A 12873-nucleotide genomic window follows, 5' to 3' on the forward strand; every position below is an offset into this window, starting at 1 on the left:
TTTGATTTCGATCAACGTTGGTTTGTCCGTTTCAGCTTTGGCTTCTTCGATCGCACGACTGATCGCTTCTAAATCGTTACCTTCTTTGACTAAGATATGTTGCCAACCGTACGCTTCAAAGCGTTGACCTACATTTTCAGTAAACGATTTATTCGTCGGTCCATCTAATGAAATATCATTTGAATCGTACAATACGATCAGTTTATCTAGTTTCAAATGACCGGCCATAGAAGCCGCTTCTTGAGAGACGCCTTCCATCAAATCACCATCGCCACATAATGCATATGTGTAGTGATCGATTACGTTGTAGTTTGGTTTGTTGTACGTTGCAGCTAAATGCGCTTCTGCCATCGCCATACCGACTGCCATTGCGACACCTTGTCCTAAAGGTCCAGTCGTCGCTTCGACACCATCTGTATGGTTGACTTCAGGATGTCCTGGTGTTTTGCTTTCCCATTGACGGAAATTTTGTAAATCTTCAGTCGTCACGTTGTAACCTGCAGTGTGGAGTAAGCTGTATAACAAAGCCGAGCCATGTCCAGCTGATAACACAAAACGGTCACGGTCGACCCAATTGCGAGAAGTCGCTGGATTGATTTTCAAATGTTTTGTCCACAAAGCGTACGCCATTGGCGCAGCTCCCATTGGTAACCCTGGATGTCCTGAATTGGCTTTTTGTACTGCATCGATACTTAATGTACGTAAAGTATCGACTCCTAATTGATCGATTTTATCAAACAACATGTAACGCCTCCGTTTTTTAGTTTTTTTTACTATTAATCTCTTCTCTATTATAAAAGAAAAAAACAAGGAACGCAATCATTGTTAAACAAAGATTACATTCCTTATCTTAAAATCAATTAATTGCGATCATGAAGCCCTTTTTGACGTTGAATCTCTTTTAATTTTTCAGGTGTTACATCGTTGCCTTCTGGATCCACCACTTTCATTCCCTCGATGTGATGGCGCATCCCCCCACGAAAGGCTTCTAAATATTCTTCTCGTAGTAATTTTTGTTCGGCCAATTCGCCTTCACTTAAACCACTTTCTTTTTTCTTACGTGCCAATTCGTTGATTCGTGCCATTTTTTTATCTGATAACATCTTGATGACCTCCTAAGCTATTTTCTTCATAGTAATAGATTCGCTTTAAAAATACAACTATCAGATTGGTAATATACGAACGTTTGTTTGAATTCAAGTAAAACATATGCTAAAATTATAGTAGAATTCGAAAGAAGGTGTAAACGTTGGCTAGACGTACAGAAAGTCGTCAATTAGAAGTATTAAAATTTATACATACAAAAGTAAGTGAAAAAGGCTATCCGCCAACTGTCCGCGAAATTGGAGCAGCTGTTCAACTGTCTTCTACTTCCACTGTCCACGGACACTTAGCACGTTTAGAAAAAAAAGGGTATATTCAACGCGACCCTACTAAACCTCGTGCTATTGAATTAACGGCTAAAGGATTGGAAGCATTAGACATTGCGCCTTCTCAAATCCCGTTACTTGGTGTTGTGACGGCTGGAGAACCCATTTTAGCAGTAGAAGAAGCTTCTGACTTCTTCCCCATCCCACCAGACTTTTCACATGAACAAGGTCAATTGTTCATGCTCACGATTCGTGGCGAAAGTATGATCAATGCTGGAATACTTGATGGCGATCAAGTAATCGTCAGAAAACAAGATATTGCACAAAATGGGGATATCGTGATCGCGATGACGGATGAAAACGAAGCAACATGTAAAACTTTTTATAAAGAAGAAAAACAGATTCGCTTGCAACCAGAAAATGATTTTCTTGCGCCTATTTTATTAGACAGTGTCCGTATTTTAGGAAGAGTGGTCGGGTTATACCGTCATTTTGAAAATTAAAATAGGTGAAACACCTCTTTTATGAGGTGTTTTTTTCTTTGTTTTTTAGTAAAAAATATCGTTTTTGCGATAATAGTTTTTTTACTTTTCTATCGTATTTCGCTTTACAATTCGAACAAATGTTTGTATACTAATAAAGCAAACGTTTGTTCGTATAATTAATAGGAGTGAAGAAAAATGGAAGCCATTCGTCGTTATGGATTTATTTTAATTGTGTTGTTAGTCGGTATGTTACTTGGTCACGCAGGTTCGTTGATTTCGTTTTTAATTTTCTGTCCGTTAGGTATTATGTGGTTAGTTGCGTGGGATGATAAGCGTTACCGTTTAAACTATCATAAGAAAAATACTCATTTTCCACCCTATACTAAATTGAATCGTAATAAATAAAGATTCTAGCTGCAACTTAAAAAATAAGCCGGATCATTGCCTAAGATAGTTTCCACTATTACAGGCAATGATTCGGCTTATTTTTTTATAACGATATTTATTCGATGTTCAAAAGGGCATGACAGACTTCTGTCACACCCTTTATTTGTTTAATATTCCATTAAAGTGATCATGTCATAGCCTTCGATTTTGTCGCGACCATGTAGATCTTTTAATTCGATTAAAAAGGCACATCCAACGACGATTCCACCTAATTGTTCAATCAATTCGATTGTTGCTTTGATCGTCCCACCAGTTGCAAGTAGATCATCACAAATCAACACACGTTGACCTGGTTTGATTGCATCGGCATGAAGTGTTAACGTATCACTACCGTATTCTAGATCATAAGAAACAGAAATTGTTTTACGTGGTAATTTCCCTGGTTTACGAACAGGTGCAAACCCTACACCAAGTTCATATGCTACAGGACAGCCTACGATAAAGCCACGTGCTTCAGGTCCTACGACCATATCGATTTGTTTTTCTGCTGCATATTTTACGATTTCATGCGTGGCCGCACGATACGCATCACCATCAGCCATTAAAGGCGAGATATCACGAAAGACGATTCCTTCTGAGGGATAGTTTTCGATACTTGCAATATAATTTTTTAAATCCATTTTTTCCTCCTATGAAAAAAACCATTGTTTTAAATTTTCTAAGTTTGTTAATTGTAAAAAGGATTGACTGTCCATTTTCAATTGGCGCTCTTGATACAGAACGCTTTCATTGAGTGCACGATGTGGCGCATCCGAAACATAACTTAAAACACCATCGTCTATTGTAACAAATTTCAGCTCAAAAAACACTTGAATCATAAAAATTAATAGTTTCGGTGGTAAATTTAAGTATTTCGCAATGTCTTGCAATCGATAACGTACGTCGATCGCTTGGCCTTGTTTGATCAATGCAAACAAACGTGCATACTGCTCTCTTGTTCCCACTCCATCTAAATAAGCATCATCTTCAGTTTCAAACACCAAATAGTAGTGTTGTGTTAAGTTTTCTTGATAGATAAGATGCAACCACTCTAAAGATAGTGGACAATCGATAAACACCATATTGTTTACTGCCGGTGTTGTTTCCACCCACTCTTTGACCATTTGTTCACTGGTCAATTCTACCACATGAGATAATGTCTTTTTAAACGCAGATGTACTCGTCGTAAACGAAAGATAAGTTGCCTCTTCCATTTTTGGCAACAAACGCTTTTTCGTACGATAATCATAAAATTGTACGCCTGTTGTTGCATAGTCTTCTACTTGGAGTTGAACTTTTTTACGACCATTCCATTCATTAATCGTCAGTTTCCCAACAAAAGATAGATTATCTGCTTGAAGTGAATCTAGTGCATCTCCCATTTGAAACGCAATCATATCTAATTCGTGTCCCTCTTGGAGCATAACGCCCTTCAAATGATTTTTCTTTGCTCCGATTGCAGCCAAATGCTCTAATTTCACCTGTTCAAATTTAAACAATGGCAATGCATTGTCCATTCCAAATGGTGCCAAACGATCAATTGCGTCAACTAAAGTAAGATCTACTTGTGATAGAGTCAATGATGCCGCAATCGTTAGCGGAACTCCTTTGATATCTTGTATCTGCTCAGCAAGGTAGGTATCCATTTGTTGAACAAGTGTGTCGATATACGCTTCATCTAATGTAATCCCAATCGCTGAATGGTGTCCACCAAATGAAATGTAGTTTTCTTTCCATTGCGATAATAAGCGAAATAGATCGATTTGTGGAATGCTACGACCTGAGCCCTTAACTGCTCCGGATGCTAAGCGAGTAAGTACAATAGTTGGTTTGGCAGTTTCTTGCATAATTCGACCGGCTACGATTCCCAATACACCTTCATGCCACTGATCACCAATCAAGACATTGACTTGACGTGTGTGATCTAGCTGTTGCATCGCTTCGATCATGACTTCTTCCACGAGTCCTTTTCGTTTCGTATTCCAATCATCCAATTCTTGAGATAAGCGCGTTGCTTCTTCTAAATCAAACGTCGACAATAACGTCACTGCCTCATTGGCATCTGCTAAACGGCCCAAGGCATTTAAACGCGGCGCAAGTGAGAACCCAATCGTTTCGCCTGAAATCGCTGCAGCGTCCACTTGACTGACTTTCAATAATTCTAGTAAACCAAGTCGTTGCGTGTGTTTCAACGCATTGATTCCTTGAGAGACAAGTACTCGATTCTCACCAGTCAACGACACCATATCTGCTACTGTTCCAATCGCTACCAAATCGAGCGCTTCATAGACCACCTCTTCTAATAATGCACAGACTAATTTAAACGCTACCCCTACTCCAGCTAATTCTTTAAATGGATACGCTCCTTGTGGATGTTTAGGATGGATGATCGCATACGCTTCTGGTAATTGTTCTGGCAACTCATGATGATCGGTTACGATAACATCTACATCTTGGCTTTTAGCATAAGCAATCGCCTCATGTCCAGATACTCCATTATCCACAGTGATAATCAATTGAATCCCAGATTTGATTTGTTCTTCGTAGACGCGACGATTAGGCCCATAACCATCCGTAAAACGATTAGGCAAGTAAGTCGACACGTTCGCTCCAAGTAGTTCTAGAGCTTCTTTTAATACTGTAGTACTCGTAATTCCATCAGCATCATAATCTCCGTAAATCAAGATCGCTTCTTCTTCGACTAACGCTTGTTGAATTCGATCCACAACGCGTTCCATATCATGAAGTAAAAACGGATCATGTAAGCTCGTAATTGCTGGATATAAAAATTCTTGTAAGGCTTGCTTGGTTTGGATTCCTCGTGTATACAAAATCGGTGCTAACACTTCTGGTAACTGTTCTGCTTGTAACGCTTGTGTCAATTCTACTGGTATTTGAACCGTTTTTGGCTCGATCCATTCGTATTTTTTTTTCGGCACACAATCACTCCCAACTTGCATATTATAGCAAAAAAGCAAAAAAAAGAGAAGAATGACACCAAGGTGCCTCTTCTGCTTTTTGATTTATTCTACCGTATCTTGTGTAGCCGATTCTTCTATAGCGACTTGATTTTGATCAAATGCTTGTTGCATCTCAACTGCTTTATTGGCATATTCACGCTCTAGTTCAGCACGTTTTTCTGCTACACGTCGTTCGATGATGGCATCATCGGTCAATGCCTGATTTCGTAATTCTTTGATCGTTTTCTTTTGTTTTAAATAGCCACTAGTTGCTACTAAGGCAATCACAACAGCTCCAATAAAAGCCGATCCCATAATCACTAAGATCAGCGGTGCATTTAATTTTGTAAATCCAAAGCTAATCGCAACGTCTTGATTATTCAAGACGGCAAACAATACAATAATAAATGCTAACACTAGCCCCAATACGATTCGCCACTGATTTTTCATATCCTAACCCCTCTACTTCATCCAAATTTACTTTTTATTCATGATACCACCAGCTAAAAAATCTCCTATCCTTGGAAATAAGGTATAGGCTTTAGCAGCTGTATTCATCACTTTTGGTTGATTGATTTCTCGTTTTGGCCTTGTCATCGTTCGAACGATTTTTTTCGCCAATACTTCCGGACTAGACAAGAATGGTTTGACCCCTTTGACATAATTTCCTGAAGGGTCTGCTGTATTAAAAAAGTTTGTTTCCATCGGTCCAGGATTTACCGTTGTGACGTGAATGCCAAATGGCTTTAATTCTAAGCGTAATGCATTAGAAAAACCTAGGACAGCAAATTTTGTTGCCGAATATACGGCTGTTTTCGGTGTTGCAATTTTTCCTGCGATCGAGGCGATATTAATGATACTTCCTTTTTGCACTCGAACCATTTCCGCAGCGATTTTTTGGGTAATATACATCAACCCTAACACATTGACTTCAAACATGCGGCGTGTCGTGTCAAAATCAAATGACACAAATTCATCAAATACCCCAAATCCTGCATTATTCACCAATACATCGATTGGTCCAACTTCTAAGGCAACCGCATGCAATACTTGATCGACTTGCTCGGGATTGGCGACGTCTAATTGGTAACAAAACGCTTGCTGTTTACTAAGCGACATACACGTTTGTTTGACTTTTGTTAATTCATCGATACGTCGTGCACAAGCGACAACGATCGCACCTTGTTTTGCAGCTTCGTAGCAGATTTTTTTGCCTAACCCACCTGAAGCTCCAGTCACAAATACTACTTTTCCTTTTAATTTCATCACACACACCTCTTATTCTTGAAATGGGATCTCAATACGGTCAAAATCTTTAACAACTTCACTTGTTGCAAATAGCTCTTTTGCTTCTTGTTCCAATTCCTTGGCTTCTTTAGCTAAATAACGCGCACTGATATGCGTTAAACAAAGTTTGCGTACCTGAGCTTTAGTTGCCACTGTTGCGGCTTGTTGTGTCGTTGAATGAAAATACGCACGCGCCATTTTCGCTTCATGCTTATTAAAGGTACTTTCGTGAACCAATACGTCAGCTTGTTGCGCTAACTCAATAGCAGCCTCACAATAACGCGTATCACCTAAAATCGTCACGATTCGTCCTTTTTTGGCTGCTCCAACAAACTCACGTCCGTCTAAGGTTTCTCCGTTTTCTAAAGTGACGGTTTCCCCGCGCTTTAATTTTCCAAATAGAGGACCAGGCGTAATCCCTAATGCCTGAAGTTGTGCGACTTGCAACTCTCCAGGATAATCTTTTTCAATCACACGATAACCAAAACATTCGATCCCATGATCTAAGCGTTTGGTAATGACTTGAAATTGATGATCTTCAAAAATCACTCCTTCGTCTAGGATCTCCACAAAATGTAATGGATAAGACAAACGTGATTGTGAGATCTTCAACGCCGTTCGTACATATTCCTCGATCCCTTTTGGTCCATAGATCGTAAGTTTTTCATCGCCACCTTGAAAAGAACGGCTACTTAATAATCCCGGTAGACCAAAAATGTGATCACCATGTAAGTGTGTAATAAAAATATGTTCTATTTTTCGTGGACGAATCGTAGTCCGCAAGATTTGCATTTGCGTCCCTTCACCACAATCAAATAGCCATACCTTATTTCGCTCATCTAATAATTTTAATGCGATCGCACTCACATTACGGTGCTTTGCGGGAACCCCTGCACCGGTACCTAAAAATTCTAATTCCATAGTTTAGCTCGTTTCTTTTTGTTATTTTGTATGTCGGGCAAGCCAATTTTGTTTCGTTGACTCACTCGTTTCAGCCTCGACTTCTTTGGCATGTTGAATCTCAGCTTCAACTTCGGCAAATGTAAACCGATGGATCGAACCACCTAATTCTTGCATGACGATTTCATTTAACGGGCGATTGTCTTCTTCTTCAGCAATGATAATCAATCCTGTTTGTCCTTCATTGATTTGATTGATCAAATGTTCAAAAATGTTTTTAGCTGTGGATAACTCTTTTGCATCTTTACTTGCACCGATCAAACTTCCACCAAACCAACCAAGTAAAATCGCGAGTGGACTGACTAGTACTCCTACGATCATGCCGATAATCCCGCCTGTAGTCGTTGCACTTGAACCTGTTGGATCAAAAAAGTCTTCGATTGAAAATTTATGGTCACCAGTCTCAGAATGTTTCACAACTGCCATTTGTTCCACTTTCAATCGTTTGGTTGCATATAATTTTTTCACCTCTGAAAACCCTTGATAAGCCAAAGCATTTTCATCAAATGTTACCACAATTACGCGTTTTTCCATTTAGTCCACGTCCTTTATCGTATTTCCTTTTATTTTACCAATAAATAAAGAAAACACAAAGAAATAAGAAGAAGATCGTGTAGACGAACTTCTTCTTATTTTAACTTATTCTACAAATTCAAACTCAAAGTTACCGATTCTGACGATATCGCCATCTTTAGCACCACGAGCGCGTAAGGCTTCGTCGACACCCATCGCACGTAATTGACGCGCAAAACGCATAACCGTTTCATCGTGATCAAAGTTTGTCATCTCAAATAGTTTTTCTAGTTTTTCACCACTTAATGTCCAAGAAGCATCAGGCTCTCGATCGATGATAAACTCAGGTCCTTCTTGACGCAAGCCATATTCGACTACATCTTCTTCAACTTCTTCTTCATATAATAAGAATTCGTCTGTTACATCCAACAAGTTCGCTGTAGCGTTCAATAACGCGTCGATCCCTTGTCTTGTCACGCCAGAAATTGGGAAGACTGGGATTGGATCTGCGAATTCATCTTCTTGTTCGGCTGCTAATTTTTCTTTGAAAAGTTTCAGATTTTCCTCAGCATCTGGCATATCCATCTTATTGGCTACAATTAATTGCGGACGCTCCAATAAGCGTAAGTTATGCGTAGCTAACTCTGCATTAATCGCTAAGTAATCTTCATAAGGGTCGCGACCTTCCATCCCACTCATGTCGATCACATGTAAGATGACGCGCGTTCGTTCAATATGACGCAAAAATTGTGTCCCTAAACCAACACCTTGTGAAGCTCCTTCAATCAACCCCGGAAGGTCAGCAACCACAAAACTTTGGCCTTCACTTGTTGTTACCATACCTAAATTTGGTACTAGTGTCGTAAAATGATAGGCACCGATTTTAGGCTTAGCTGAAGAAATGACTGAAAGCAATGTTGATTTCCCTACTGAAGGAAACCCTACTAGACCAACATCGGCTAGCACTTTTAATTCAAGCTCGATCTTGCGTTCTTGGCCAGGTTCACCATTTTCAGCGATTTCTGGTGCTGGGTTTCTTGGTGAGGCAAAGCGGATATTCCCACGACCACCACGACCACCTTTCGCGATGACTAAAGTTTGCCCTTGTTCGACTAAATCGCCAATAAATGCACCAGTCTCAGCGTCCCGCACTGTTGTTCCTTGAGGGACTTTCACGTATAGATCTTCTGAGCCACGACCATGCATCCCTTTACTCATTCCGTTTTCTCCAGGAATGGCTTTAAAGTGACGGTTAAAACGAAAATCCATTAATGTACGTAATCCTTCGTCGACGACTAAGATGACATCGCCTCCACGGCCACCATCTCCTCCGGCAGGTCCGCCATCTGGAACGTATTTTTCACGACGAAAGGCTACCATTCCGTCGCCGCCTTTACCAGCTTTGACGTCAATTGTTACTTGATCTAAAAACATGGACATAAAATTGTCCTCCATTCTATATACTAACCTAGTGTTTCAAAAAGTCTATTTCATTGTACCTACTGACTAGTCGTTTGTCTATTACTTTCCTTTGACTCTTTTGATTCTCTCATTGTCTTGTCTCTCAATTGTATTTAGCTAAAAAAGCGGCCACCTTTTCTTGATAAGCTTTTGGATCTACAGAATAGCTTTTTGCATGCTCTGCACCTTTTACGACCCATTTTTCTTTCGGACCTTTCGTTGCATTGTAGACCTTATCTAACATATAAAATGGAACGAACGTATCCGCATCCCCATGGATAAACAACATAGGTAAATGATTTTTTTCAAGTTGTTTGATGACATCTGCTTCACCAAAGAAATAATTCGCGCGCACTTTCGTCACTAAACTCGTCACAGGGATCAACGGAAATGCCGGCAAACCAAACAACGCCTTTAATTGATACGTCAATTCTTCATTCACAGAGGAATAGCCACAATCTTCTACGATCGACACGACATTTTTAGGCAATTTCTCTCCGGCAGTCATCATAACCGTGGCTGCTCCCATACTAATCCCAAACAACGTAATGGTCTCATCCGTTCCATTTTTTTGAATGATGTCATCGATCCAACCAACCATGTCACGACGTTCATGCCAGCCAAATCCAATATAATCTCCTTCACTTTGGCCGTGTCCTCTTGCATCAGGAACTAAGACATTATAGCCCAAGTCATGATACATTTTCGCATAGGCAGCCATCGTATCGGCTTTTCCCATATACCCATGGACCACTAAAGCCGTTTTCGTTGAAGGGGTTTGGCTTGGAATATAAATAGCCCGCAATTTCAACCCATCTTCAGCGATTAACTGCCAATCGGTTCGGCCAGTTGCTTGTTCAAACCACTCTTGATCAGCTGATTTTTTTACTTTTGTTCCAGGCGTATCCGATTCTAAAAAACTTTTCTCTGATGGAACAACTGCATAATTATAAAAATAATTCCCTGCAAAAATCAATCCCACCACGATGATAAATAACAATACAAAAAAAACACGGATAAAAATCTTCATGCTCCACCTCTTTCTATAGGTAGTATAGTGAAAACCACTCTATTTCTCAATATTTTTTCTTAAAACTTCATTTTTTTACTTACGAACGCAAAATGGTTTGATATGATAACAGTATCTTAATATAAAGGAGTCAACAATGTGAAAACAAAACGTCTTAGTGTTCTCTTGTCTCTTGCTATAGCCGTCATTGGCCTTAGCGCGTGTGCAAGTAAAACAACAACTAGTTCTAGTGCAACAAGTAGTAGTGAAAAAACAAGTGAGTCTGTGGATTTAAATTCCCTTGACTTGCCTCAACTTGATCCAAACGTCAAAGACGACGAAGATTTGGTCCAAGTCAATACGACAGAAGGAGCCATCAAAATCAAATTGTTTCCAAAGATTGCACCAAAAGCCGTTGAGAACTTTGTAACTCATGCTAAAGAAGGCTATTACAACGGCGTGACGTTTCATCGTATCATCGAAGACTTTATGATTCAAAGTGGCGATCCTAAAGGTGATGGTACCGGTGGAGAAAGTATTTGGGGTAAAGGATTTGCAGCGGAAATCTCCAATCAATTGTATCATTTAAACGGTGCATTATCTATGGCTAGTAGCAGCGCGCCGAATAGCTTGGGTAGTCAGTTCTTTATCGTCCAAAACCACGAAGACAAATCAGATGGTCTTGCGATTCAATATTATCCACAAAAAATCATCGATGCTTACAAAAACGGTGGACGACCTGAACTTGATGGAAAATATGCGGTCTTTGGCCAAGTGATCGAAGGTATGGATGTCGTCGATAAAATCGCTAAACAAGAAGTCACAACTAGTGATACTGGCGAACAATCAAAACCAGTCAATCCTGTAAAAATCACGTCGATCGATGTTTTACAAGAAGCCAAATAAAAAAAGGTTGTGACAACTTGTTGTCACAACCTCAAACGGCGGTATAAGTGCCGCAATAAGCATACGAAATTCGTGTGCTTATTTTTGTTCCCCTACGATAAAGGTAAATTCACATTGAGCACATACTTTACCATCAACAGTAGCCACTGCATCCGCAATCCCTACTGAACCTTTGATCTTCATGATCTCAAATGACAATTTCATCGTATCTCCTGGTACGACTTTACGACGGAATTTCGCTTTATTGATACCGCCGATATAAGCTGTACGACCTAAAAATTCTTCTGATTTCAAAATCAAGATCGAACCTGCTTGCGCTAGTGTTTCTAAAATCAATGCGCCTGGCATTACCGGGTTTCCTGGGAAATGTCCTTGGAAAAAGTCTTCATTGATTGTTACATTTTTTGTTGCGATAATTTTTTTCCCAGATTCAATTTCATCTACATAATCAATATAAATAATCGGGTAACGATTTGGGATCAAATCCATTACTTCAGTTTCAGTCAACAATTTTTTCATGAGTCATCCTCTTTTCGAATCCATAAATAAATACTTTGGTTATCAAAGTATCATATTTTAACAAAATATTCAATAACTATTAAGAGAATTGAAAATTAGTTTGACAATCAAAGTTTTTTCGATAATAATAAGAAATCATGGATGTTTTATGATATTACTATACATTTACACTTAAGGAGTGACATTATGGGTTTTCTAGAAGGTAAAAAAGTCGTCGTAATGGGCGTCGCAAACAAACGCAGTATTGCATGGGGTTGTGCACAAGCACTACGTGACCAAGGTGCAGAAGTGATCTACACGTACCAAAACGACCGCATGAAAAAATCATTGGAAAAATTATTAGATGGGTCAGAGTTTTTAGTTGAATGTGACGTAGCCAATGACGAAAGCATTAAACAAGCATTTGAAACAATTAAAGAATACACACCAGAAATCCATGGTTTAGTTCATGCCATTGCGTATGCAAATAAAGAAGATCTACAAGGTAGCGTTTTGGATTTATCTCGTGATGGATTTGCATTAGCTCAAGACGTAAGTAGCTATTCATTTATCGCTGTCAGCCATTATGCAAAACCAATTTTAGCAGAAAACAGCGGAATCGTAACGTTAACTTATTTAGGTTCAGAACGTGCGGTACCAAACTACAACATGATGGGAATCGCTAAAGCCTCTTTAGAAGCGGCTGTTCGTTATATGGCGGCTGATCTTTCTCCAGAAAAAATCCGTGTTAACGCAATCTCTGCTGGCGCAATCAAAACATTAGCCGTAACTGGTGTAAAAGATTACCAAAAATTGATTCAATTATCAGAAAGCCGTACACCAGATAGTGTTGGTGTAACGATCGAAGAAGTTGGAAATACATGTGCCTTCTTAATCAGTCCATTATCAAGCGGAATTATCGGTGAAACGATCTTTGTGGATAAAGGTGTTCATTTATCTTAATTAATCGACCTTTCTTTTGACCTTATGTTACAATA

15 protein-coding genes are annotated in these 12873 nt (G+C 39.4%); 4 read left to right on the plus strand and 11 right to left on the minus strand.

Going from position 1 to position 12873, the window contains the following annotated elements; genetic code table 11:
* Window positions 1-741: thiamine pyrophosphate-dependent enzyme (locus QZ413_RS06455; protein ID WP_297077764.1), on the minus strand; the 741-nt coding region annotated here is incomplete at its 3' end.
* Window positions 742-860: 119 nt separating this feature from the next.
* Window positions 861-1103 carry a DUF896 family protein gene (locus QZ413_RS06460; protein WP_297077673.1) on the minus strand — a complete coding sequence of 81 codons (243 nt, stop codon included), beginning with the start codon at window positions 1101-1103 and terminating at the stop codon, window positions 861-863.
* 146 nt (window positions 1104-1249) lie between these two features.
* Here QZ413_RS06460 and lexA point away from each other — a divergent pair, with 146 nt between their 5' ends.
* Window positions 1250-1873 (plus strand): transcriptional repressor LexA, encoded by a 624-nt coding sequence (gene lexA / locus QZ413_RS06465; protein WP_297077675.1) that lies wholly within the window; start codon window positions 1250-1252, stop codon window positions 1871-1873.
* Window positions 1874-2050: 177 nt separating this feature from the next.
* Window positions 2051-2260: a hypothetical protein gene (locus tag QZ413_RS06470; RefSeq protein WP_297077677.1), complete on the plus strand. Its 210-nt coding sequence runs from the start codon at window positions 2051-2053 to the stop codon at window positions 2258-2260.
* Window positions 2261-2409: 149 nt separating this feature from the next.
* On the opposite strand, the gene QZ413_RS06475 is transcribed toward QZ413_RS06470, so the two are convergent.
* The 8 genes from QZ413_RS06475 to QZ413_RS06510 form a co-directional block, all read right to left on the minus strand.
* Window positions 2410-2922 (minus strand): adenine phosphoribosyltransferase, encoded by a 513-nt coding sequence (locus QZ413_RS06475; protein WP_297077679.1) that lies wholly within the window; start codon window positions 2920-2922, stop codon window positions 2410-2412.
* A 9-nt stretch (window positions 2923-2931) separates the two neighbouring features.
* Complete coding sequence (recJ, locus tag QZ413_RS06480) at window positions 2932-5220, minus strand: single-stranded-DNA-specific exonuclease RecJ (RefSeq protein WP_297077681.1); 2289 nt, start codon at window positions 5218-5220, stop codon at window positions 2932-2934.
* An 84-nt stretch (window positions 5221-5304) separates the two neighbouring features.
* Complete coding sequence (locus tag QZ413_RS06485) at window positions 5305-5691, minus strand: lipopolysaccharide assembly LapA domain-containing protein (protein WP_297077683.1); 387 nt, start codon at window positions 5689-5691, stop codon at window positions 5305-5307.
* Window positions 5692-5718: 27 nt separating this feature from the next.
* Window positions 5719-6507 carry an SDR family oxidoreductase gene (locus QZ413_RS06490; protein ID WP_297077684.1) on the minus strand — a complete coding sequence of 263 codons (789 nt, stop codon included), beginning with the start codon at window positions 6505-6507 and terminating at the stop codon, window positions 5719-5721.
* 12 nt (window positions 6508-6519) lie between these two features.
* Window positions 6520-7449 (minus strand): ribonuclease Z, encoded by a 930-nt coding sequence (gene rnz / locus QZ413_RS06495; protein WP_297077687.1) that lies wholly within the window; start codon window positions 7447-7449, stop codon window positions 6520-6522.
* Between the two features lie 21 nt (window positions 7450-7470).
* Entirely contained in the window at window positions 7471-8022 is a 552-nt protein-coding gene (locus QZ413_RS06500) for a DUF456 domain-containing protein (RefSeq protein ID WP_297077689.1), read from the minus strand.
* A 105-nt stretch (window positions 8023-8127) separates the two neighbouring features.
* Window positions 8128-9441 carry a GTPase ObgE gene (obgE, locus tag QZ413_RS06505; protein WP_297077691.1) on the minus strand — a complete coding sequence of 438 codons (1314 nt, stop codon included), beginning with the start codon at window positions 9439-9441 and terminating at the stop codon, window positions 8128-8130.
* 124 nt (window positions 9442-9565) lie between these two features.
* Entirely contained in the window at window positions 9566-10492 is a 927-nt protein-coding gene (locus tag QZ413_RS06510) for an alpha/beta hydrolase (protein WP_297077693.1), read from the minus strand.
* A gap of 138 nt (window positions 10493-10630) precedes the next feature.
* On the opposite strand from QZ413_RS06510, the gene QZ413_RS06515 reads away from it, so the two are divergent.
* A complete protein-coding gene (locus QZ413_RS06515) occupies window positions 10631-11377 on the plus strand; it encodes a peptidylprolyl isomerase (RefSeq protein WP_297077695.1) in 747 nt (248 codons plus the stop codon).
* A 78-nt stretch (window positions 11378-11455) separates the two neighbouring features.
* Here the strand turns inward: QZ413_RS06515 and fabZ are convergent, their stop codons facing one another.
* Window positions 11456-11896, minus strand: a complete 441-nt coding sequence (gene fabZ / locus QZ413_RS06520; RefSeq protein ID WP_297077697.1) for a 3-hydroxyacyl-ACP dehydratase FabZ — start codon at window positions 11894-11896, stop codon at window positions 11456-11458.
* A 186-nt stretch (window positions 11897-12082) separates the two neighbouring features.
* Between fabZ and fabI the strand changes: the two genes are divergently transcribed.
* On the plus strand, window positions 12083-12838 hold the full coding sequence (gene fabI, locus QZ413_RS06525; protein ID WP_297077699.1) for an enoyl-ACP reductase FabI: 756 nt from the start codon (window positions 12083-12085) through the stop codon (window positions 12836-12838).
* The last annotated feature ends 35 nt before the right edge of the window (window positions 12839-12873 follow it).

Source organism: uncultured Enterococcus sp. (assembly GCF_913775425.1).
Taxonomy (GTDB): Bacteria; Bacillota; Bacilli; order Lactobacillales; family Enterococcaceae; genus Enterococcus_G.